This window comes from Lysobacter sp. K5869, assembly GCF_018847975.1.
In the GTDB taxonomy this organism is placed as follows: Bacteria; Pseudomonadota; Gammaproteobacteria; order Xanthomonadales; family Xanthomonadaceae; genus Lysobacter.
Map to the genome: position 1 here is coordinate 2,986,886 of NZ_CP072597.1, position 22,465 is coordinate 3,009,350.

Here is a 22,465-nt window from a genome sequence, read left to right on the forward strand (position 1 = left end):
TTTCTGATCCATGACGCACCCGTAGCCCAGGGCGCCCCGCGGCGCCGGCGCGCCAATCCTACCGCACACCCCGCAAGCCCGGCCAAGCGCCGGGCTTTTCGTTTCTGGAGACCCCGAAATGGCGAGCTTCCGAGTCCTGGACCCCCTCCAGACGTTCTTCAACCAGAACAGCAGCGCGCCGGCCGCGGGCGGCGAAGTCCGGTTCTACGAGGCCGGGACCAGCAATCCCAGGGCTGTCTATGAGGGCCCCGACCTGGCCGTGTCCAACGGCAGCACCATCACGCTCGACGCCGCCGGGCGGCTCGCCGTCGACTGCTGGGGCTCCGGCGCGTATCGGGTGCGCGTGCTGGACGCCAACGGCTCCCAAATCCGCGACCTGGACAACATCCAGCCGGCCGGCGGCGCTAGCCTGCAGATTCCGACGCCGCTGGAGGCGGGCGCGGCGCTGTTCAACGATGGAGCGCTGCTCCTGTGGGACTTGATCCGCCAGTTGCCGGACATGGCCGGCCAGGGCGGCAAGGCACTCTTCACCGACGGCACGAACCCAATCTGGCAGACGCTGAACATCCCGGCCCCGCCGGCACCGGACATCGTCATCGTCGGCGACCGCGACGCCGGCAGCATTCGCGTCGGCATCGCCTCCAGCCCGACGAAGGTCATGCTGCAGTGGGGGGCGGCTTCGTCCCCGAACACCGGTCAACGCCAGTCGGCGGTCGACGTTGTCCTGCCGACGGCGTTCAACAGCTCGGCGATTTGGGCGGACGCGATCATCGAGTCCGCGGCGCTCACGTCGAATGGCCTGATCGCGGCGAAGGCAACTCCGGTGCTGGCGCCGGATCGCGTTCGGTTTCATTTCGACTCGCAGGACTTCGGCAACAACGCCTCGCGCTTCAATCAGGCGATCCCGCTGCGCTGGCTGGCACTCGGCCTGGTGACGGTGAATCCGTAATGGCCGGCGGATTCCCCACGTCCAGCGAGCGCCTGGTCGAAACGGACGGCCGTCCGACGTTCGCCTGGTTCCGCATCCTGTCGCGCATCGGGGACATGGTGTCGCTTGGCGACGTGAAGGCGTTTTTCCGCGCGCTGCTGGTCAAGCTCGGTTCGCCGGACGGAACGCTGGAAAACCTGCCGCCGGTTGCGACCGGTTCGTTTCTGACGAAGGACACCCGCGTTGAGGGCGAGTTTTCGGTGGACTACTCCGGCACGCTCGAGTCCGGCCTGGTGCGCCTGTCTCTGGTCGGCGACGAGGAGGCGCCGCTGCCGACGAGCTACTACGGCACGGGCCCGATCGGCGAGAAGGGGTGGCGCACGATCGCGTCGGCGTTCCTGCCCGGCGAGGGCATCACCCTGACCGAAGCCGGCGACGGCTCAGGCGTCATCACCGTCGCCCTGGCCGAACTGGCCGACGCCGGCGGCGGCGAGCTGCGCAAGTTCGTGCGCGACGCCTACGGGCGCCTGGCCGGGACCAGCGCGGCTACGACCGACGACCTGGCCGAAGGGCTGGGCAATCTCTACTTCACCGACGCGCGCGCGGTCGCTGCCCTGGAAACGACCGGCCCCGATTACCTGCAGTTGCTGCTCAACGAGTACAACCCGCCGTGAATCTTTCCCTCGCGTTTACGCAGATCGGCCAATGGTTCGCCGCGCACGCGCTGCGCCTGCTGCCCGGCGGCGGCACGGCCGGCCAGGTGCTGCGCAAGGTCGACGGCGCCGACTACAACGTCGAATGGGCGACGCCCGACGCCGGCGGCGCGCAGACGATCCAGGCGAAAGCGCTGACCAACATCCCGGCCGGCACCCTGGTGCGCCTGACCGTCGAGCTAGGCGACCCGGCGACGATCGCGCGCACGAACGCCCCCGATCCTGGCGGCCGAACCGTCGGCGTCGGCGTGCTGGCCGACGACGCCACCGCCGGTGATCCGGTGACGGTCAAGCTGGGCGTGGTCTACACCGACCCGGCCGGCGGCTTCTACGCCGGGTATCCGGTTTACATGCGCGCGGACAACACCCTGTCGATCAGCCCCGTGGGGACCGCGCCGGGCATCGGTGTGGCGCAGACCGAGACCGACGTCCTGCTGACCAACGACGTGCAGCGCGCGGGCACCGTCGACTTCAACGCCTACAACCCGGACGGCTCGCTGACGCCGGCGCCGGAGGCGGCGATCTACCTCAGTTACGCGGACGGCACCAACGCGCTGCGCCGCACGGGGGCGGGCACCTATCAGCTCTCGCGCGCCGCCGAGCTGGTGACAACGGCCGGCAGCAACGCCGGCGGCTACGGCGTCCCCATGTACTCGGACACTGCTGTTGTGCTGTGGGATTCGGCCGAGTCGACGGTGATCGACGCGGCGGCATTCACCGCGAACAAGCCGATCCTGTTCGTGCAGCTCGGTGTCGGCCAGGTCAAGATCGACGGCTTCAACACGAAGTGCAAGGGGCTGCCGATCACCGAAACGGCGAACGGCGCGATCACGCTGACCCCAACGCAGTACGGCGCCAACGTCGTCACCGGCGACCTGGCCGCGGCCGACATCGGCCCCTATTACACCGGCCTGCATGAGAACGGCACTTCGTCGTTCCCGTTCTTCGGCGGCACCGTGGACAGCGGCGGCTTTCAGGTGGCGGCCGGCGGCGCGATTCTCTCCGCGCGCACACGCGACGCGATCCCGATCGTTCGGACTTACGTCGAGTTCTCGGTGCTGTTGAACGGCGGCGGCACGTTCGGATTCGCAAAGGGCTTCTACTTCGGCGGCGAGCTGGGCCTGGACGCGAACAGCATCGCGCTGCGCGTCTCCGCGGACCTCGCCGATCTGGAGCTGCGCCACAACAGCGCCGCGCTGGCGACAATCCCCGGCGCAGGCTCGCTGGCGAGCGGCGTGAGCCGCTTCGGCGTGCTGATCGACCGCGCGACCGGCGAGCTGTGGCTGCGCGCGGCGAGCGGCTGGCTCGGCCCCGATCCGGCAACCGACCCCGGCCTGCCATACTTCCCCGGCGGCGACGGCGGCACCGGCTGGTTCGCGCTGGAAGGCCGGCCCAACGGCGGCGAACAGCGGCTTTTCTTCCTGCCCTCGTCGCTGACCTGGGCGACCGAGGCCACGGCCGCCGGCGCCGTACAGCTTGGAATGCGCGCCCCCTGACGGTCGGTCGCAGCGCCTGAGATTGCCGGGCCTACGATGCCCGGCATGGACCCGTCGTTGCGCCAACCCTACGCCTTGCCGCCCCGCTTCGAATGGGCGAACTCAGCGCACACCGATTTCCGCGACGCGCACATCATCGTCTTTGAGCGGGAGGTGTGGGTGGCGCTGACCCTGCCGCGGCAGCGGGGCAGGGGATGGGAGGCCTGCACCGGCCCCTATCGCGAGTACCTGAAGGTCAGCCGCTGGAAGGACTTGGAGACCGAGGCCGGGGCCGTCCGCTGGATTGCAACCTGGGTGAGCAAATATGCCGACCGAATCGCGGCAGAGGTGCCCAAGCGCCGGCACAGGCCGACCATGTCGCGACGGACCCGGGAACAGCTCCAGTACGGCCGATGACGTGGGGGCTTGCATCCTGGCCCCGACTCCTGAAAAATACGCGGCTCGCGTCGCTCCGGCGCATGTTCCACGGGATGCCCTCCTGAAAAACGGAAGGCATAAGCTCTTGATAGTGCAGTACTGACTATCTGACTTCTAAGCCGGTGGTTGCAGGTTCGATTCCTGCCGGGCGCGCCAAATTCGCAAGCGTCGTGCGGTACAATGCGCGGCTAGTAAGTGTTCGATGGTGGCTGTAGCTCAGCTGGTTAGAGTACTGGATTGTGATTCCAGATGTCGGGGGTTCGAGTCCCCTCAGCCACCCCATCTAAATCGTTGCGACGAAATTTGTTGTAACGAAAGTGTTGTGCGGAGCGGAGTTGTTGTGTAAGATTCCGCTCCTCGGTTTTACCGGGCCGTTAGCTCAGTTGGTAGAGCAGTTGACTCTTAATCAATAGGTCCAAGGTTCGAATCCTTGACGGCCCACCAAACAAAAAAGGACTCGGCGAAAGCCGGGTCCTTTTTCTTTTGCGGACGAACGTCCGCGTTCGCGCGAGTGGCGGTCAAAGGATTGCGGAATGGATTCGAGCGGCATCGAGCGCGCCGGCATGGCGTGGAAGCGCATCGCCGGATATTCGCTGGCGTTGCTGATCGGCAGTTCCGCCGTGGGTTTCGCCTGCGGCTTGTTCTCCAGCGACGACACGGCCGATGCGGCGCGGATCGAAGCGATCGGGATGGCGGCGACGTTCGCGGTGTATCTGGCGGTGTTCACCCGCATGGCGGCCGGTTCGGCCGTGCGTCCCATCGCCAGTGCCGCGTGGGCTGCGTTCGTCGCGACGGCGCTGTCGTTGGTCTTGTTGTGGGCCGTGTCCGCGGCATGGCCGCGCGTGTTCTTCGCGCCCTTCGATGCGCTCGACATCGCCGTGGACGTCGCGCTGCTGGCGCTGGCGGCGACGTTCGGCGTCGGCCTGGGCAGTTATCTGCGCGACCGTCGGCGTGCGTCGTCGACCGCTGCGTCGCGGAGCGCGCGCTGAGGATGCGCGGCGAGTCGGGCATCTCCAAGCTGATCGCGACCTGCCTGCTGAGCCTCTCGGCCGGCGCCGCCATCGTGTACGTCTGCACGACCGAGCCCGGTCCGCCGCCGCGCTCGCAGCTCGCGCGCGCGTCCGGGCGCGTGGAGTGGTTCGAGCGGAGCCGGCACGATCTCCACTTCGGTCTGAGCGGTTCGCCGCGGCGGTTCTCGTATCCCGCCTGGGGCGGCGGCTGGGACGCGGTCCACGCCGCGTTGAGCCGCGAGGGCGCGAACGTGGAGGTGGGGTTCGATGCATCCGATTCGAGCGCGCCGCCGTGGCCTTGGCGGCACTACATCGCCGTGCGCGAGTTGTCCGCCGACGGCCGGCCGGTGCGCACGTACGAACAAATCGTGGCCGGCCGGCAGCGCGATCTGAGCGTCGGCGTTTACCTCGGCTTCGCGTTCCTGGCGGGCGGCGCGATCTGTGCCGCGCAGGCCGGGCGCCGCATCCTGCGGCGGCGCCGATACGGCGGAGGTTTGCCGCCGCCGTGGCTGCAACGCTGATCCAGACGAGCGCGCGGCGAATCCTCGCTCTCGCCTTCGGCCGGCGTCTGTCCGTTCGCGCCTAAGCGCGAGCCGGCGATGTCCGATCCGCGACTTACTTGCGCGCGTGTTCCGCGTCCAGCCGCGTGCGCGACTTCGCATCGCCCAGCGCCGCGCCGCGTTCGAGCAGCGCCAGCGCCGGCGCGCGCTCCCCGCGTTCCAGCCGCATCAGCGCCGCGTTGTAGGCGGCGACCGCGCTGCCCTTGCTCGCGGCATGTTCGAGACCGGCGAGCGCTTTGTCCGGGCACAGGAAGAAGACGTCCCAGCCGGCCGCGGCGCGCATCAGCATCTCGGCGTCGTCTTCGGGAATTCGGTCCTCGACGAACGCGGGCCAGCCGGCGACGAGCGGGACGAACAACTCGTCGCCCTTGGGCAGGAAATACGAGCCGGCGCCTTCGCGCATAGTGAAGGCTTGACGCGTGGTGCGGCGGGTTCCGTCCTTCTTCATCCACAGAAAACCGTTCTCGCCCTTGACCGGGAAACCGTCGAGAGCCTTGGAGACGCGCTCGGCCAGCGACGGCGCGCCCGGCTTCGGCGATACGCCGGTCCACGAGCCGATCAGTTCGACGCGCTTGAATTTGCCGTCGAGGCGGGACTTCACGGCGGCGGCCACGTCCTCGGCGGTGAGGATGCGCATCGATCCGTCGTACATATGCCACGGGCTCGATTGCAGGCCGATGGTGAAGAGCGAATCGTCGTCCGGCACCGCGTCCATGTACTCGGACAGCGCCCGGCTCGAGTCGACGCAGTCGGTCGAACCCTGCTTCGGCGAGCAGGTCGTCACGCTGAGCGCGCCCGACAGCGACAGGTGCGAGGTGTCGCAGGCCAGCGCGGCCGGGCTGAGCAGGCACAAAGCGAGCAGGGCGTGCTTCATCGGAATACCGGAAGGGAAGATCGGAGGAAGCATAAGACCGTTCGGCGACGCCGCGATGCAGGGTGTGCGCGGGTTTCGCGGCCGTCCGTCGGAGGCGCCGGCGGACGGAGGCCGATCGGGCCGTCGTCGCGGCCGGCCTTTGCGCGGCTGCCGGCCATCGATGCGCATCGTGTCGACCGCGGCCGAAAAACTGCGCGGAACCATCACGTTTTCCATGTGATCCCCGCGCCGGGGCGTCGGACAGCGCGCGGGAAATCGGTTATCCCTGAACCTGCGAAGCCGCTGCGTTTGCCTCGGCCGGTTTCCGCTGTTGCGCCACTCCCCCACGACGCACCGATCTCCTTGGCGCGGGCCGAATCGCTGGCGGCCCGTCGCCCGGCTCTTGCACGGCCGCTGCTTGCGTCCGCGCGGAGCGTGGGAGCGAATCCAGCGACATCATCATCAAAAGGAGAAGTACATGAAGCGGACCATGATGAAAGCGGCGACGGCGGCGGTGTTCGTGGTGGGCTTGGCGGTCGGCATCGGCGCGGCCAACGCGCAGGTCGCGGGCCAGTACTGCAGCCCCAACGGGGCCGCGACCACCATCGTGCAGAACGGGTGGCGCTACTACTACACCTGCAGCAACCACAAGTGGGTGTTCGTCAGGGCTTGCCCGGTCGGCGGCGGTCACTGCATCGAGTGATCGCGTTCGCGCGGTCGCGATCCGCGAGGGCGCTCGGGTTTCGGCTCGCTGAGCCGGGCGCCGAGCGCCATCGCGCTTGAAGCGCTCGCGCAAACGGCGGACCTGCCGGCAAGATCGCCGGCAGGTCCTGCTCTTCGTTCCAGACGGGCAGGGCGCACGCGTGAGCGCCTCGCCTCGCCGATGCCGCGGTCGTGAGCGCACCGACCGCGGCCGCGGACGGCCGCGCGAGCGAGCGCCTCAGCGCCCGCCGAAGCGCTCCAGCAACCCGTCCGTCGCCGTCACCAGCGCATCCACGATCGCCGGATCGGCCGCGCTGTGCCCGGCCAGCACGATGCGCAGCTGCGCTTCCGGCCACGCCGCGGCCAGATCGACCGCGTTCTTGACCGGGCAGATCATGTCGTAGCGGCCGTGCACGATGGTCGTGGGGATGTGGCGGAGGCGGCCGACGTCGCGCAGCAGTTGATCGGGTTCGAGGAACACGTCGTGGCGGAAGTAGTGCGCTTCGGCGCGCGCCACGCTGACCGCGGCGTCGCTGTCGCCGTGCACGCCGGGTTCGTACGGGTCGTGCAGCAGCGTGGTGCTGCCGCCTTCGCAGTCGCTCCAGGCCAGCGCGGCTTCGCGCCGCACCTGCGGGTCGGGGCTGTCCAGGCGCCGCCAATAGGCTTCGATCATCTGCCCGCGTTCTTCCTCGGGGATGTAGTCGAGATAGCGCTGCCAGCGTTCGGGGAAGACCCAGCGCGCGCCGCCGTCGAGTTCGTTGAACCAGCGCAGCTCCGGCGGCCGGCCGAGGAAGATGCCGCGCAGCACCAGCGCCTGCACCGGCTGCGGGTGGGTTTGCGCGTAGGCCAGGGCGAGGGTGGAGCCCCACGAGCCGCCGAACACGATCCAGCGCTCGATCCCGAGCATCGCGCGGATGCGCTCGATGTCGGCGACCAGATCCCAGGTGGTGTTGTCGCGCAACTCCGAGTGCGGCGTGGATTTGCCGGCGCCGCGCTGATCGAACAGCACGATGCGGTAGCGGCCCGGATCGAAGAAGCGGCGGTGATACGGCGACACGCCGGCGCCGGGGCCGCCGTGCAGGAACAGCACCGGCAACCCGTTGGGGTTGCCGCATTCTTCGACGTGCAGCTCGTGGATCGCGTCCACGGCCAGGCGGTAGGTGCGGTAAGGCTCGATCTCGGGATACAGCTCGCGCATGGCGGTCGCAGGCGGTGGGGAAGGGCGCAGCATAGCCGCGCGCGGCGGTCGCCGGCTTGCGCGCGTGCGGGCGCGTGAGGCGGGCGGCGCGCGGGGCTCGGCTTTGCGCCGGCGCGCCGTTAGAATGCGGGCCCGGCCTCGCGCCGGCGAATCGCGAAAGTGGCGGAATTGGTAGACGCACTGGATTTAGGTTCCAGCGCCGCAAGGCGTGCGGGTTCGAGTCCCGCCTTTCGCACCACGGCGTCCGGCAGAGAACACAGCCGCTACGCTGAGCTTCGATGGCCGGCCGCTCCAGCCGGCGCGGTTCTCTGCGGCATCGGTTGGATACTCGGCTGCCGCGACGGCCCGGCGTGCTCGCGGCAAAGCCCTCGCTCGAATCGGTCGCCGTGGCCGGGCAGGGTTCTTCGCAGCGACGTTCCGCTGCGTTCGGCCCGAGTCCAGAGCCGTCTAATCCCGGAGCGGCGCGTCCTGACGCAGGTCGGCGTCCTCCATCCGGCTAAATGATCCCCGTCGTCGTGCCCTTCGCCGACCGCGCGCCCCTTCGCCGCCGGCCTCAATCCCACCGCAGCCTGCGACACGCCCCGCAAAACCCGCCAGCGACCCCAAAACCCGCGACCCACGGCCCGCCGGGCCTTCACGGTGCTGGCAGCCCAGCGCGTAATCGGCCAAACTAGCAAGTTCCGCTGGCCGGCGAGCTTTCGTCCCGCCGGCGGCCGGACCGGATCAACAACATCGTCGCCGCGGCGGGTGCCGCGGTCGCAGGAGTGGATATGCAAGTTTCGCTCGAATCGCTGGGCTCGCTGGAGCGCCGACTGACCTTCAGCCTCCCGGCCGAAAACCTGGAAACCCAGGTCGGCGGCCGCCTGCGCGAGATCGCGCGCGGCGCCAACATCAAGGGCTTCCGCCCGGGCAAGGTGCCGGCCAAGATCATCGAGCAGCGCTTCGGCGCCCAGGTCCGCGCCGAAATCCTCGACGGCATGCTGCGCGAGAGCTTCGGCGACGCGATCCGCAAGGAGCAGCTGCAGATCGCCGGCAACCCGAACATCGAGCCGGCCGGCGAGACCGACGGCACGCTGTCCTACGTCGCCACCTTCGAAGTGGTGCCGGACTTCGGCGACATCGACGTCAGCAAGCTGGAGATCGTGCGCCACACCGCCGAGGTCTCCGACGCCGACATCGACGCGATGATCGAGAACCTGCGCCTGCAGCGCCGCACCCTGAAGTCGGTCGAGCGCGGCGCCCAGGAAGGCGACGTGGTCGAAGTCGAGACCTTCACCGAAATCGACGGCATCCGCCTGCCGGCCGAGGGCGCCGAGTACGGCAGCACCCAGATCGGCTCCGGCGCGATGTTCAAGCCGCTGGAAGACGCCATGGTCGGCGTCAAGGCCGGCGAGGAGAAGGTCGCCCAGGTCGAATTCCCGGCCGATTGGCGCGCCGCCGAGGTCGCCGGCAAGACCGCCAACGTCCACCTCAAGCTCAACCACGTCTCCGAGCCGGTGATGCCGGAGGTCGACGCCGAGTTCATCAAGAGCTTCGGCGTGCGCAGCGGCGACGCCGAGCAGTTCCGCGCCGACATCCGCACCAACCTGGAGCGCGAGCTCAAGGGTTCGCTGATGAACCGCCTGCGCCAGGAAGTCGGCGAGCAGCTGGTCAAGGCCTACGAGTCGGTGGAAATGCCGCCGAAGCTGGTCGAGCAGGAAGCCCGCAACATGGTCTGGCAGACCGTCGAGCAGGCCCGCCGCCAGGGCCGCCAGATCTCCGCGCCGGACGACGCCCACCTGAACTACCTGGATTCGGCGCGCAAGCGCGTCCTGGTCGGCCTGCTGGTCGGCGAAATCGCCCGCCGCAACGATCTGCGCCTGGAAGCCAAGCGCGTCAACGAGACCCTGCGCCTGATCGCCTCGACCTACGAGGAGCCGCAGCAGGTGATCGACCTGTACCGCAACGACCAGCAGCTGATGGCCGGCCTGCAGAACCGGGTGATGGAAGAGCAGGTGATCGATTGGATCGCCGAGCGCGCCCAGCACACCGAGCAGGCGCTGGCGTTCAGCGACGCGATCCGGCCGAACTGACCGATCGCCCCGGCCCGCGGCCTCGCCGCGGGCCGTTTGGTTTTGAAGGCCCGCGCCCGCCGCGCGGGCCTTCGCCGCGATGGCCGGGCCGTGGCCGGATCGCGCTTCGGGCGGGCCGGATCGCGCTCAGGCCCGCCGCCCCGCGCGTTTTTGGCAATCGCGCCTCTTGCGCTGCGACGCGGCCGGCCCCAAGTTGGGCTCAACCGCGCAAGCAACCCCTGCGCCCCCCCCTATGTCAGCCACAGGTGCCGTTTACGCATGGACAACCTAACCAAAGCCCTGAATCTGGTGCCGATGGTGGTCGAACAGACCAGCCGCGGCGAGCGCGCCTACGACATCTATTCGCGCCTGCTCAAAGAGCGCGTGATCTTCCTGGTCGGCGGCGTCGACGACCACGTCGCCAACGTGATCGTGGCCCAGATGCTGTTCCTCGAGGCCGAAAACCCCGAGAAGGACATCAACTTCTACATCAACTCCCCGGGCGGCGTGGTCACCGCCGGCATGGCGATCTACGACACCATGCAGTACATCAAGCCGGACGTGAGCACGATCTGCATCGGCCAGGCCGCCAGCATGGGCGCGCTGCTGCTCGCCTCCGGCGCCAAGGGCAAGCGCCTGGCGCTGCCGAATTCGCGGGTGATGATCCACCAGCCGCTGGGCGGCTTCCAGGGTCAGGCCACCGACATCGACATCCACGCGCGCGAGATCCTGACCCTGCGTCAGCGCCTTAACGAAATCCTGTCGAAGCACACCGGCCAGTCGCTGGAGACCATCGCCCGCGACACCGAGCGCGACAACTTCAAGAGCGCCGAGGCCGCGCGCGATTACGGCTTGGTCGATCAGGTGCTCGAGCGCCGTCCGGACGAGACCATCCAGGCCTCGTAAGCACGCCGCCGGGCGGGCCGACACAGCGCGCAAACCCTTGATCGCATTACGATATACGGCGAAAGAGGCGGCCCGGGACGCTGTGCTATTCTCGGGCCGAGCCGCCTGAACCCGCCTCGGCGGCGCTTGCCGCCCAGGCGTTTTGGGCATATTAAGAAGCCAACGCGCACCACAAGACTGAGCACCAACGGGCCAAATCAAGCATGACCGACGAACGACAAGGACGCAGCACGGGCGACAGCAACAAGATCCTGTATTGCTCGTTCTGCGGTAAAAGCCAGCACGAAGTCCGCAAGCTGATCGCGGGCCCGAGCGTGTTCATCTGCGATGAGTGCGTGGAGCTGTGCAACGACATCATCCGCGAGGAACTCGAGGAGAAGGCGCAGTCGGCGCGCAGCCACCTGCCCAAGCCGCGCGAGATCCTCGAGGTGCTCGATCAGTACGTGATCGGCCAGCAGCGCGCCAAGCGCACGCTCGCGGTCGCCGTGTACAACCACTACAAGCGCATCGAGAGCCGGCAGAAGAACGACGACGTCGAATTGTCGAAGTCGAACATCCTGCTGGTCGGCCCGACCGGTTCGGGCAAGACCCTGCTGGCCGAAACGCTGGCGCGGCTGCTCAACGTGCCGTTCACCATCGCCGACGCCACCACGCTGACCGAAGCCGGTTACGTGGGCGAGGACGTGGAGAACATCATCCAGAAGCTGCTGCAGAAGTGCGACTACGACGTCGAGAAGGCGCAGCAGGGCATCGTCTACATCGACGAAATCGACAAGATCTCGCGCAAGAGCGACAACCCGTCGATCACCCGCGACGTCTCCGGCGAAGGCGTGCAGCAGGCGCTGCTGAAGCTGATCGAAGGCACCATCGCCAGCGTGCCGCCGCAGGGCGGGCGCAAGCATCCGCAGCAGGAATTCCTGCAGGTCGACACGCGCAACATCCTGTTCGTGGTCGGCGGCGCGTTCGCCGGTCTGGACAAGATCATCCAGCAGCGCAGCACCGAGGCCGGCGGCATCGGCTTCGGCGCCAAGGTCAAGAGCGCCGAGCGCAAGATCGACATCGGCAAGATCCTCGCCGACGTCGAGCCGGAAGATCTGATCAAGTTCGGCCTGATCCCCGAGTTCGTCGGCCGCCTGCCGGTGGTCGCCACGCTCGAGGAGCTCGACGAGCCGGCGCTGATCTCGATCCTGACCGAGCCGAAGAACGCGATCACCAAGCAGTTCCGCAAGCTGTTCGAGATGGAGAACGTCGAGCTGGAATTCCGTCCCGACGCGCTCTCGGCCATCGCCAAGAAGGCGCTCAAGCGCAAGACCGGCGCGCGCGGCCTGCGCACCATCGTCGAGTCCGTGCTGCTGGACACGATGTACGAACTGCCGTCGCTGGAGAACGTCAGCAAGGTGGTGGTGGACGAGTCGGTGATCGAGCACAAGTCCGAGCCGTACCTGATCTACCAGACGCCGCCGGCGCAGCCTCAGCCCAAAGTGGCTTCGGCCGAGTAAGACCTTCGCCCCCGCCCAGTGCGGGGGCGATCGTTTTTGGGGCCGCGGATTTCGCGCGCTCGCGATTGCGGCGCGGCGCCTTGGGGTCGCGCGCGTCCGCGCGGGCGCGCATGTACGAGCGTTACCCGCGCGCTGCGCGAGGCGCATCCTGGCGCCGCGGTTCCGGCTGAGCCTCGAGGTTCGTCGAAGGCCGCGCCGCGGCTTCGCTCAAGCCGAGTCTGCGTCCTCGCTCCCGTCCCCGTGCCACTCGATCATCGCCTGCCGCGCGCGCTCGACGCCCTCGCACAACACCTCCTCCAGCGACTGCCGCGCCGGACTCGCCGCCAGCATCGCCCGCAGCGAACGCTCGACGTGGCCGAAACCGTCCTGGTCGTAATACAGCGCGCCGAAGCGTTCTTGCGCATCTGCGTACACGTACCACGCGCTCTCCGACACCGTATCGGTGCGGTACCAGCCGAAACAGCGGTAGCCGGCGTTGAGCGCGTCCAGCTCGGCCTGCGCGAAGGCCTCGCCGGGCTCGAATTCGTAGCGGTCGTTGCCCCAGCTGTGGACGATCACATCGACCAAACCCAGCGAGCGGATACGCTGCCATTCGTCGGCCCGCTCCAGCCCTTCGGCCAGGGCGGCGGGGGCGGGCAGTTCCAGGCAGTGCGATTCGGTGTTGTGGTGGTTGTGCAGGCCGCCGAAGCGCCGGTAGAAGGCCTCCAGCTCCGCCGGCAGCGGCCGCGGCTCGCGCTCGCGCAGGCGGGCGAGATCGGCCTCGGCGGCCGGGCCGGGGGCGAGCAGGGTGGTGTAGTCGTGGTCCCAGCAGCGGGTCCGGCTTGCGTTGTACTGATCGATAGCGTCCTGCAGTCGTTGCATCGGCGGCGTCCGGGCGGGCGGATGGGCGGAATACTCCATCCCGAACCCCGCTTTGTATCACAAGCTTATGATTCAAAAGCGGTTTTTATCGATTCTGCGGGTCGCCCGGCGGGCTTTGCTTGCGCTCCCGGGCGGCCACCCCCATAACGGGAGCCTGGATGCCCCGGCATCCTCACCCCACGCAGTCGAGAGCCCCGATGACCCAGTCCTCCGCCGAATCCATGACCCTGCCGGTGTTGCCGCTGCGCGATGTGGTCGTGTTCCCGCACATGGTGATCCCGCTGTTCGTGGGCCGCGACAAGTCGATCCGCGCCCTCGATCTGGCGATGGAATCGGACAAGCGCATCCTCCTGGTCGCGCAGAAGTCCGCCGAAACCGACGACCCGGGCGCCGAGGATCTTTACGAGATCGGCACCCTGGCCCAGGTCCTGCAATTGCTCAAGCTGCCCGACGGCACCATCAAGGTCCTGGTCGAAGGCGTCTCGCGCGTGCGCGTGGACGAGGTCGCCGAGCGCGACAACGCGCTGTCCGGCCACGCGGTCGTGGTCGAGCCGGAAATCGATCGCGAAGAGCGCGAAGTCGAAGCGATCGCGCGTTCGCTGATGGGCCTGTTCGAGCAGTACGTCAAGACCAACCGCAAGCTGCCGCCGGAGCTGATGCAAACGCTCGCCGGCATCGACGAACCCGGCCGTCTGGCCGACACCGTCGCCGCCCACCTGGGCGTGCGCATCGGCGACAAGCAGAAGCTGCTGGAGACGCACGCCATCGGCGCGCGCCTGGAGCAGCTGGTCGGTCTGGTCGACGGCGAAATCGACGTGCAGCAGCTGGAAAAGCGCATCCGCGGCCGGGTCAAGTCGCAGATGGAGAAGAGCCAGCGCGAGTACTACCTCAACGAGCAGATGAAGGCGATCCAGAAGGAGCTCGGCGAGATCGACGACGCGCCCAACGACATCGACGAGCTCGCGCGCAAGATCGCCGAGGCCGGCATGCCCAAGCCGGTCGAGACCAAGGCCAAGAACGAACTCAACAAGCTCAAGCAGATGTCGCCGATGTCGGCCGAAGCCGCGGTGGTGCGCAACTACCTCGACTGGCTGCTGGGCGTGCCGTGGAAGAAGCGCAGCAAGATCCGCAAGGATTTGAAGGCCGCGCAGGACGTGCTCGACGCCGACCACTTCGGCCTGGAGAAGGTCAAGGAACGCATCCTGGAATACCTCGCGGTGCAGTCGCGGGTGAAGAACATGAAGGGTGCGATCCTGTGCCTGGTCGGCCCGCCTGGCGTGGGCAAGACCTCGCTCGGCCAGTCGATCGCCAAGGCCACCAACCGCAAGTTCGTGCGCATGTCGCTCGGCGGCGTGCGCGACGAGGCCGAGATCCGCGGCCATCGCCGCACCTATGTCGGTTCGATGCCGGGCCGGATCGTGCAGAACCTCAACAAGGTCGGCAGCAAGAACCCGCTGTTCGTGCTCGACGAAATCGACAAGATGTCGATGGACTTCCGCGGCGATCCGTCCTCGGCGCTGCTGGAAGTGCTCGATCCCGAGCAGAACAACGCCTTCAACGACCACTACCTGGAAGTCGACCTCGACCTCAGCGAAGTGATGTTCGTCGCCACCTCCAACTCGCTCAACATTCCCGGCCCGCTGCTGGACCGCATGGAAGTGATCCGCATCCCGGGTTACACCGAGGAGGAGAAGCTCAACATCGCGATGCGCTACCTGCTGCCGAAGCAGATCAAGAACAACGGCCTCAAGCCGGAAGAGATCAAGATCGCCGAAAGCGCGGTGCGCGACATCGTGCGCTACTACACGCGCGAGTCGGGCGTGCGCAATCTCGAGCGCGAGATCTCCAAGATCTGCCGCAAGGTGGTGAAGGAAATCGCGCTCGCCGGTCCTAAGCCGGCGAAGAAGGGCAAGGACAGCGCGGTCAACGTCACCTCCAAGAACCTGGAGAAGTACCTGGGCGTGCGCCGCTTCGATTTCGGCCGCGCCGAGGAACAGAACGAGATCGGCCTGGTCACGGGTCTGGCCTGGACCGAGGTCGGCGGCGATCTGCTGCAGGTCGAAGCCACGCTGGTGCCGGGCAAGGGCCAGCTGATCCTCACCGGCCAACTCGGCGACGTGATGAAGGAATCGGTGTCGGCGGCTTTGTCGGTGGTGCGCGCGCGCGCCGAGCGGCTCGGCATCGATGTGGAATTCCTGCAGAAGCACGACGTGCACGTGCACGTGCCGGAAGGCGCCACGCCGAAGGACGGCCCCAGCGCCGGCATCGGCATGGCCACCGCGCTGGTGTCGATGCTGACCAAGAACCCGGTCAAGGCCGATGTGGCGATGACCGGCGAGATCACCCTGCGCGGCCGCGTGCTGCCGATCGGCGGCTTGAAGGAAAAGCTGCTGGCCGCGCTGCGCGGCGGCATCCGCACCGTGATCATTCCGGAAGAGAATCGCAAGGATCTGGCCGATCTGCCCAAGACCGTGACCCAGGGCCTGAAGATCATTCCGGCGCGTTGGATCGACGAGGTGCTCGACATCGCGTTGGAGCGTCCGATCGCGGCCGCGCCGGCGGCGGCGTCGGGCCAAGGCGAGGGCGAAATTCCGGTGCGCGAAAGCGGCAAGAGCACCCCGCAACCCGACGTCAAGCACTGACTTCCGCCGCCGGTCGGAGGCCGCCGAACGGGGGCGCGAAAAACGCTGAAAGCCGCGCCGCTGTTGGCTTTCGCGCTTGCGCCCCCTATAGGCCGCTGGTATAACGACCGCAACCGCGCAGCCCCAATCCACAAGCACAACTTCTGCGCGGCACGCTTGATCGGACGCACGCCTCCTGCGGCGATGCTCCGATTCTCAGAACATCGCGGTCGCAACCGCACAGGGAGTCAAAAAAATAATGAACAAGGCCGAACTCGTAAGCGCCGTCGCCGAAACCGCCGAGCTGTCGAAGACCGACGCTACCGCCGCCGTCGATGCGCTGATCGACGTCGTCACCAAGGCGCTGAAGAAGGGCGACACTGTTACGCTCGTAGGCTTCGGCACCTTCCAGGTGCGCAAGCGCGCCGCTCGCCAGGGCCGCAACCCCAAGACCGGCGAGACCATCAAGATCCCGGCGTCGAAGAATCCCTCCTTCAAGGCTGGCAAAGCGCTGAAGGATGCCGTAAACTAACCAACTCGGCGGCGATGCAGTCATCGCCATCGGAACCCAAGCAGTTAGCCCAAGTCATTCGGGTGCTTAGCTCAGCGGTAGAGCGTCTCCCTTACAAGGAGAGGGTCGGGGGTTCGAAACCCTCAGCACCCACCAGAGTCGCTGGTCTGTCTGCCGTTGCTTTTTCCGCTTAAAAAAGCGGGTTTAGCGAGAAACGGGTTTCCGAAAACGGGTTTTGGTAGTAAAGTTTCAAAATACGCGGAGTGGTAGTTCAGTCGGTTAGAATGCTGGCCTGTCACGCCGGAGGTCGCGGGTTCGAGTCCCGTCCACTCCGCCAGTTTTGCCGAAGGCGCCGGAAACGGCGCCTTCGTTTTTATATAAGTGAGGGCTCTCGATTTTGTCGCGATGCGGTACGGATCGAAGGCCGGAGTTTCAAAGCGCGGAGTGGTAGTTCAGTCGGTTAGAATGCTGGCCTGTCACGCCGGAGGTCGCGGGTTCGAGTCCCGTCCACTCCGCCAGTTGCACCGAAAAGGCACCGGAAACGGTGCCTTTTCTTTTTTCCGCATTTTGATTTCGCCGCGCCGATCGGCGACCGGATAATCCGCGCGAACGTTCGCGCGACCTCGGCGGGGCCGTCCGCCGTCGGGGCCGCCCCGCCGCTGCGCCCAGGCCGCGCCCCGGCCCCGGCCCGCGCCCGAATGCGACATCCGTCGTCCCGCGCCGCCCAGGCCGCGGAACCGCGCTAAACTGTCCGGCTTACGACTTAACCCGACCCGGACATGCTGCAGACACTCCGCGACAAGACCTCGGGCTGGATCGCCACCGTGATCCTAGGCCTGCTGATCGTTCCCTTCGCCTTCGTCGGCATCGAGCAGTACATGGTGCAGCGTACCGACAACGCGGTCGCGCGCATCGAGATCGCGCCGTCGTGGTGGCGTTCGGCGCCGTCGTGGTGGCCGGCGTCGATGCTGTGGAAGAAGGAAGCGATCGAACGCGGCGAATTCGACGAGCGCTTCAACCGCGCCCGCGATCAGGCCCGCGCCCAGCAAGGCCCGAACTTCGACGCGCGCGAATTCGAGAAGCCCGAGAGCAAGCGCAAGGTGCTCGACGCGCTGATCGACGAACGCATCCGCAAGGTCGCCGCCGAAGTCGACGGCGTGACCGTCAGCGACGCGCTGGTGATCAAGACCATCCAGTCGGTGCCGGACTTCCAGGACGGCAGCGGCAAGTTCAGCCAGGAGCGCTACATCCTCGGCTTGCAGATGCGCAATCCGCCGCAGACGCCGACCCAGTTCCAACAGTTCGTGCGCGACCGCCTGCAGGAAACCCTGTTGCCGTCGAGCCTGGCCGACAGCAGCTTCGTCACCTCCGGCGAAACCGATCGCCTGATCAAGCTGCTGGGCGAGAAGCGCGACATCAGCCTGGTCGAGCTGCCGGCGCCGGCCGCCGACACCGCCGAGGTGAGCGCGGCCGACATTCAGAAGTGGTACGACGGCCACGGCAAGGACTTCCGTTCGCCCGAGAGCGTGGGCATCGAGTACGTCGAGCTCAACGGCGCGACCCTGCCGCCGCCGGCGCCGCCGACCGAGCAGGCGCTGCGCGATCGCTACGAAAAAGAACAGAAGAAGTTCCTGGCCGCCGAGCAGCGTCTGATCTCGCACATTCAGATCAACGTGGCCGCCAACGCCGACGCCGCCGCGCAGAAGGCGGCCGAGGACAAGGCCAAGCAGATCGCCGCGCAGGCCAAGGCGCCGGGCGCCGACTTCGCCGCGCTGGCGCGCGCCAACAGCGACGACCTGGGCTCCAAGGCCGCCGGCGGCGACCTGGGCTGGATGAACAAGGGCGACATTCCGGGCGCGTTCGACGAGACCGCGTTCGGCAAGCTGCAGGTCGGCCAGATCAGCGATCCGGTCAAGGCCGACGGCGGCTGGCACATCATCCAGGTGCGCGAACTCAAGAGCGGCTCGCAGCAGCCGTTCGAGGCGGTGCGCGAGATCCTCGCGCGCGAGGAGAGCGAAGGCGCCCGCGAGCGCGCGTTCAACGAGTTCTCGGCCAAGCTGGTCGATCTGGTCTACAAGAACCCGACCACGCTGGAAGCTCCGGCCAAGGCGGTCGGTGTGCCGCTGCAGAAGATGGCCGTGGTGACCCGCGACGCCGCCGCCAACACCGGCATCGCGCAGAATCCGGCGGTGGTGCGCGCGGCGTTCACCGATGCGCGCATCCAGGACAACACCGTCAGCGATCCGATCGACATCGGTCAGGACCACAGCGTGCTGATCCGCGTGGTTTCGCACACGCCCGAACGCGCGCAGCCGCTGGCGCAGGTGCGCGAGAAGGTGATCGCCGCGATCCGCGCCGACCGCGTGTCCAAGGCCGCGCAGAAGGACGCCGACGCGCTGATCGCGCGCATCGACGGCGGCGAAACGCTGACCGCGGTGGCCGCGTCCAAGCAGCTGCCCGCGCCGCAGGATCTGCCGGGCGTCGCCCGCGGCATGCCGATGCTGCCGCCGGACGTGACCGAAGCGATCTTCGCGGTGCGCGCGCCGGCGCAGGGCAAGAGCGCCGGCGGCAAGGCCAAGTTGCCCGACGGCCGCTACGTGCTGTTCGCGGTGACCAAGGTCGCGCCGGGCGACAAGTCGGTGCTGAAGCCGTCGGAACTGGACATGCTGCGCACGCAGTCGGGCCAGGCGACCGCGGTGGACGAGGTGACCGAACTGACCTCGGCGCTGCGCAAGCGCATGGTGATCAAGGTGATGGAGGAGAACCTGCGCTGAGGCGCGGTTCGTTCGACATCGTCGTTCGACGAAGGCCCGGCGAATGCCGGGCCTTTGTTTTTGCGGCGATTCTTTGTCGCGGTCATCGCGTTTTTGGTGCGCGCCGCTAGCGGCGTCGTAGCTTCGTTTGCGCGGTCGCGGCTCGCGCCGCTCCTACAGTCGATTCGACGTGGTTGCGTTCCTCCCTGTAGGAGCGGCGCGAGCCGCGACCGCGACAATTCGACGACGACGAACCTTCGTCGCAGGCCCATTCGCGGTCGCGGCTTACGCCGCTCCTACATGAAGCCAGGCCGTCGCGAAGCGGCGGTAGGAGCGGCGTAAGCCGCGATCAACCGAAGCGACGCCATACCACGCACCGCCCCGAAGCCGCTCATCCCCACGCGTAACCACCCACCGCCGCGATTCCGATCACCGGCCCCAACGCGCCGCCGAACGCCGCCCCCACCACCCCCGAGCTACCATGCCCGCATGAAAAGCAAACTGATCGCCGTCGGCGAACGCGCGCCGCGCTGGGTCGCGGAAGGCTTCGGCGAGTACCAAAAGCGCCTATCGCACTGGTTGCCGCTGGAACTGGTGGAGATCGAACCCGGCCTGCGCGGCAAGGGCCGCGACGCGGTGCGCGCGACCGCGGACGAGGGCGCGCGCGTGCTCGCGGCGCTGCCGAAGAACGCCTGCGTGGTGGTGTTGGAGGGGCGCGGGCGCTTGTGGACCTCGGAGCAGTTGGCGCAGCGGCTGGAGCATTGGCGCGGGCAGGGGCGCGATCTGGCGTTCTTGATCGGCGGGCCGGAAGGGCATGCGCCGGAGGTGTTGGCGCGCGCGGACGAGCAGTGGTCGCTGGGGCCGTTGACGCTGCCGCATATGTTGGTGCGGTTGGTGGCGGCGGAGCAGTTGTATCGGGCGGCCGCGTTGTTGGCGAATCATCCGTATCACCGCGCGTGAGGCGTTCGGTCGGCGGGATTGGATGGTGGAGCGTGCGGTTTGCGAGAGGCGGGGCGTTGCCGGCGGGTCGTCGTAGGTGAGGATTCGCGGTCGCGGCTCGCGCCGCTCCTACAGGGGGAAACGGGACGGCGCGTAGCGAGTGCGGGAGCGATCTGTCGCTGGGATTGTTTCGCTCGATGCGGGGTTAATCGCGAAAAGAAGACCCTCGCCGAAGCGAGGGTCTTGTCGGTGGTGCCGGCGTCGTCGCGCGCCGCTCGCGCAGCGCGAGACGGCTTATTGCCTGTCCAGCTTGAACTCGATCGGCACGCGGCCGCGCGCCTGCACGGGTTGGCCGTTTTCCATCGCGGGCTGGAACGCCCAGCGCTGCAGCACGACCTTGCGCGCGGCTTGGTCGAGCGCGCGGTTGCCGCTGCTGCGCACGATCAGCACGTCGACCGGCTTGCCGTCGAGGCCGACCAGGATTTCCAGTTCGACCGTGCCGGTGATGCCGGCGCGCACCGCTTCGATGGGGTAGTTCGGCGGCGGGTTGCGCAGCACTTGCAGCGTCGCGCCTTCGAGGGTGCGGCCGACGTTGCTGACCGGCGGCGGGGTCGCGATGGCGACTTGTTCGACGCCCTGGAAATCCATCGGCATCGCCGGCTGATCGACGACGACTTCCGGCGGCGGCGCCACGTTCTGCTGCACGACCGGCTGCACCCGCGGCGGCGGGTCCTTGACCACTTGCCGCAGCGGCTTGTCCTTCGGCGGCGGCGGGGGCGGGTCGATCGGCTTGGGCCGGGACAGGATTTCGATGGTCGGCAACTGCTCGAGCTGCTGGGTGACCAACTGCGGAGCGCTCAGCGGCGCCAGCATCAACATCAGCATGGCCGCGTTGAAGGCGATGGCGCCGGCGTTGGCGGCGATGCGGGTGCCGTCCAGGGGCTGGCGGGCGGGGTGGTGGGATGGGAGCGTGCGAACCATGGGCATCCTCCTTGAGTGTGTCGTACAGCTCTGACAACGGCCCGGAACCGCCAGCGGGGTTACTGCTGAAAACGGTGCCGCGTCTCAAAAATGCGCCGCCGGCCGGCGGGGATGCAAGCGGTTCTCGTTTGCGACTTTGGTGGGAAGAGGCTGCGCGCGGCGCGTTCGGTCGCCGATGAGGGCGGTTCTCATCGTCGGACTTCGTGCTCGCATTTCCGTCGATTCGGCGGCATCCGTGCTTGTTCCGACGCGACGGCCCGACGCTCTTTTTCGCTGAATGAACGGCAACGTACCACCGCGATTCGTGCGCTTGGCCACTTGCCCGAGCGCCGGACATCTGTCTCGCACGCATATGCGAACGCCGCCCGTCCGCACCGCCTATAAAAACGACGAGGCCCGCTCGCGCGGGCCTCGTCTTTCTGCTCGAACCGGATCGAAGCTCACTGGCCGTCGCCGTCCTCCGGCGCCCGCTCCAGCCCGCCCTCATCGGGATCGGGCTCGCGCCGCTTCGGCCGCTTGGCGTCCTCGCGGTCCTGCGGCTGCGGCTCGGGATACCCCGGCGCGCGGCCCGGACGCGGGTCGGCGGTGCCCGGCGTGCGCTTCTCCCGGCTCATCTCACTTGCCCAGCTCGAACACGACGTCGAGGTTCATCGACAGGCTGTTCTCGCCCGGCGACACCGAGGTGTCGGCGGCGGCGCCGGCCTTTTCCATGCGCATGGCCATCATCGGCATCGGCATCGGCGGGGCGAAGCGGCCGCCCTCGCTGACGCTGACGATGCGGCGCACCTTCATGCCCAGGGTCTTGGCGTACATCTCGGCGCGCGACTGGGCCTTCTCGATGGCGCCGCGGCGGGCTTCGTCGAAGGCGGCGTCCTTGTCCTTGTCGTCGAGGTCGAAGGTCGGGCCGTTGATCTGGTTGGCGCCGGTGGCGACCAGCGAATCGAGGATCTTGCCGACCTTGGAAATGTCGCGGATCACGATGTTGACGTTGTTGCTGGCCTGGTAGCCGGTGATCTGCGGCGGCTGGTTTTCCTGGTAGCGGTACTGCGGGTTGAGGTTGATGCCGCTGGTCTGGATGTCGCGCTCGGCGATGCCGGCGGCCTTGATCGCGGCGACCACCTTGGCCATCTGCTCGGCGTTGGCGCGCATCGCGGCGTTGGCGTCGGCGGCCTGGGTGACCACGCCGGTGGAGACGGTGGCGATGTTCGGCGTGCGCTTGGCGACGGATTCGGCCGAGACCGAGAGCAGGGTGCCGTCGGTGGCGACGTAAGGGGCGGTTTGCGCGGACGCGGTCATGGCGGTTGCGGCTCCGAAGGCGAGAACGGCGGCGAGCGCCAGCGGGCGCAACGACAGGCGGGACAGGGACGGCAGGCGGACGAGCGACGAGGACGACGACCGGGTCATGTGCAACTCCTTGAGGGACGAGGTAAGGGTCTTGCTGAATCGGTTAACGAACCGTGATTCGT

At 67.8% G+C, this 22,465-nt stretch carries 20 protein-coding genes and 6 tRNA genes; 20 read left to right on the forward strand and 6 right to left on the reverse strand.

What is annotated here, in order from left to right:
* Window positions 1-118 precede the first annotated feature (118 nt).
* From J5226_RS12950 to J5226_RS12985, 8 genes are all read left to right on the forward strand, one after another.
* Entirely contained in the window at window positions 119-949 is an 831-nt protein-coding gene (locus J5226_RS12950) for a hypothetical protein (protein ID WP_215834928.1), read from the forward strand.
* Complete coding sequence (locus J5226_RS12955; RefSeq protein WP_215834929.1) at window positions 949-1,602, forward strand: hypothetical protein; 654 nt, start codon at window positions 949-951, stop codon at window positions 1,600-1,602. Before J5226_RS12950 ends, J5226_RS12955 begins: the two co-directional genes overlap by 1 nt.
* Before the next feature lie 86 nt (window positions 1,603-1,688).
* Window positions 1,689-3,137 carry a capsid cement protein gene (locus J5226_RS12960; protein ID WP_215834930.1) on the forward strand — a complete coding sequence of 483 codons (1,449 nt, stop codon included), beginning with the start codon at window positions 1,689-1,691 and terminating at the stop codon, window positions 3,135-3,137.
* A gap of 45 nt (window positions 3,138-3,182) precedes the next feature.
* Window positions 3,183-3,533: a hypothetical protein gene (locus J5226_RS12965; RefSeq protein ID WP_215834931.1), complete on the forward strand. Its 351-nt coding sequence runs from the start codon at window positions 3,183-3,185 to the stop codon at window positions 3,531-3,533.
* Window positions 3,534-3,759: 226 nt separating this feature from the next.
* A tRNA-His gene (locus J5226_RS12970) sits at window positions 3,760-3,836 on the forward strand.
* A gap of 86 nt (window positions 3,837-3,922) precedes the next feature.
* Window positions 3,923-3,998, forward strand: a tRNA-Lys gene (locus tag J5226_RS12975).
* 89 nt (window positions 3,999-4,087) lie between these two features.
* Window positions 4,088-4,543, forward strand: a complete 456-nt coding sequence (locus tag J5226_RS12980; protein WP_215834932.1) for a hypothetical protein — start codon at window positions 4,088-4,090, stop codon at window positions 4,541-4,543.
* Between the two features lie 2 nt (window positions 4,544-4,545).
* The gene (locus tag J5226_RS12985) at window positions 4,546-5,085 is read left to right on the forward strand and encodes a hypothetical protein (protein ID WP_215834933.1); all 540 of its coding nucleotides are present in this window, start codon (window positions 4,546-4,548) and stop codon (window positions 5,083-5,085) included.
* A 94-nt stretch (window positions 5,086-5,179) separates the two neighbouring features.
* Here the strand turns inward: J5226_RS12985 and J5226_RS12990 are convergent, their stop codons facing one another.
* Entirely contained in the window at window positions 5,180-6,325 is a 1,146-nt protein-coding gene (locus tag J5226_RS12990) for a hypothetical protein (protein ID WP_215834934.1), read from the reverse strand.
* A gap of 130 nt (window positions 6,326-6,455) precedes the next feature.
* Here J5226_RS12990 and J5226_RS12995 point away from each other — a divergent pair, with 130 nt between their 5' ends.
* Complete coding sequence (locus J5226_RS12995) at window positions 6,456-6,680, forward strand: hypothetical protein (protein WP_215834935.1); 225 nt, start codon at window positions 6,456-6,458, stop codon at window positions 6,678-6,680.
* 237 nt (window positions 6,681-6,917) lie between these two features.
* Here J5226_RS12995 and pip read toward each other — a convergent pair whose 3' ends face one another.
* Window positions 6,918-7,877, reverse strand: coding sequence for a prolyl aminopeptidase (gene pip / locus J5226_RS13000; RefSeq protein ID WP_215834936.1), 960 nt, complete (start codon window positions 7,875-7,877; stop codon window positions 6,918-6,920).
* 153 nt (window positions 7,878-8,030) lie between these two features.
* Between pip and J5226_RS13005 the strand changes: the two genes are divergently transcribed.
* From J5226_RS13005 to clpX, 4 genes are all read left to right on the forward strand, one after another.
* Window positions 8,031-8,115 (forward strand) — tRNA-Leu (locus tag J5226_RS13005).
* 532 nt (window positions 8,116-8,647) lie between these two features.
* On the forward strand, window positions 8,648-9,949 hold the full coding sequence (tig, locus tag J5226_RS13010) for a trigger factor (RefSeq protein ID WP_215834937.1): 1,302 nt from the start codon (window positions 8,648-8,650) through the stop codon (window positions 9,947-9,949).
* A 258-nt stretch (window positions 9,950-10,207) separates the two neighbouring features.
* A complete protein-coding gene (gene clpP, locus J5226_RS13015; protein WP_215834938.1) occupies window positions 10,208-10,834 on the forward strand; it encodes an ATP-dependent Clp endopeptidase proteolytic subunit ClpP in 627 nt (208 codons plus the stop codon).
* A gap of 203 nt (window positions 10,835-11,037) precedes the next feature.
* The gene (clpX, locus tag J5226_RS13020; RefSeq protein ID WP_215834939.1) at window positions 11,038-12,333 is read left to right on the forward strand and encodes an ATP-dependent Clp protease ATP-binding subunit ClpX; all 1,296 of its coding nucleotides are present in this window, start codon (window positions 11,038-11,040) and stop codon (window positions 12,331-12,333) included.
* Window positions 12,334-12,540: 207 nt separating this feature from the next.
* Here clpX and J5226_RS13025 read toward each other — a convergent pair whose 3' ends face one another.
* Window positions 12,541-13,194, reverse strand: a complete 654-nt coding sequence (locus tag J5226_RS13025) for a hypothetical protein (protein WP_215834940.1) — start codon at window positions 13,192-13,194, stop codon at window positions 12,541-12,543.
* A 197-nt stretch (window positions 13,195-13,391) separates the two neighbouring features.
* On the opposite strand from J5226_RS13025, the gene lon reads away from it, so the two are divergent.
* The 7 genes from lon (at window position 13,392) to rlmH (ending at window position 20,039) form a co-directional block, all read left to right on the forward strand.
* Window positions 13,392-15,836: an endopeptidase La gene (lon, locus tag J5226_RS13030; protein ID WP_215834941.1), complete on the forward strand. Its 2,445-nt coding sequence runs from the start codon at window positions 13,392-13,394 to the stop codon at window positions 15,834-15,836.
* Window positions 15,837-16,074: 238 nt separating this feature from the next.
* On the forward strand, window positions 16,075-16,347 hold the full coding sequence (locus J5226_RS13035) for an HU family DNA-binding protein (protein ID WP_215834942.1): 273 nt from the start codon (window positions 16,075-16,077) through the stop codon (window positions 16,345-16,347).
* Window positions 16,348-16,407: 60 nt separating this feature from the next.
* Window positions 16,408-16,482: transfer RNA gene (locus J5226_RS13040), tRNA-Val, on the forward strand.
* A 104-nt stretch (window positions 16,483-16,586) separates the two neighbouring features.
* Window positions 16,587-16,663, forward strand: a tRNA-Asp gene (locus tag J5226_RS13045).
* A 104-nt stretch (window positions 16,664-16,767) separates the two neighbouring features.
* A tRNA-Asp gene (locus tag J5226_RS13050) sits at window positions 16,768-16,844 on the forward strand.
* A 261-nt stretch (window positions 16,845-17,105) separates the two neighbouring features.
* Entirely contained in the window at window positions 17,106-19,100 is a 1,995-nt protein-coding gene (locus tag J5226_RS13055; protein WP_215834943.1) for a SurA N-terminal domain-containing protein, read from the forward strand.
* Window positions 19,101-19,568: 468 nt separating this feature from the next.
* Window positions 19,569-20,039 carry a 23S rRNA (pseudouridine(1915)-N(3))-methyltransferase RlmH gene (rlmH, locus tag J5226_RS13060; protein ID WP_215834944.1) on the forward strand — a complete coding sequence of 157 codons (471 nt, stop codon included), beginning with the start codon at window positions 19,569-19,571 and terminating at the stop codon, window positions 20,037-20,039.
* Between the two features lie 273 nt (window positions 20,040-20,312).
* On the opposite strand, the gene J5226_RS13065 is transcribed toward rlmH, so the two are convergent.
* The 3 genes from J5226_RS13065 to J5226_RS13075 all read right to left on the reverse strand — a co-directional run bounded on the left by J5226_RS13065 (window position 20,313) and on the right by J5226_RS13075 (window position 22,403).
* Window positions 20,313-20,999, reverse strand: coding sequence for an energy transducer TonB (locus tag J5226_RS13065; protein WP_215834945.1), 687 nt, complete (start codon window positions 20,997-20,999; stop codon window positions 20,313-20,315).
* A 440-nt stretch (window positions 21,000-21,439) separates the two neighbouring features.
* Window positions 21,440-21,613, reverse strand: a complete 174-nt coding sequence (locus J5226_RS13070; RefSeq protein WP_215834946.1) for a hypothetical protein — start codon at window positions 21,611-21,613, stop codon at window positions 21,440-21,442.
* A 1-nt stretch (window position 21,614) separates the two neighbouring features.
* The gene (locus J5226_RS13075; protein WP_215834947.1) at window positions 21,615-22,403 is read right to left on the reverse strand and encodes an SIMPL domain-containing protein; all 789 of its coding nucleotides are present in this window, start codon (window positions 22,401-22,403) and stop codon (window positions 21,615-21,617) included.
* Window positions 22,404-22,465 lie beyond the last annotated feature (62 nt).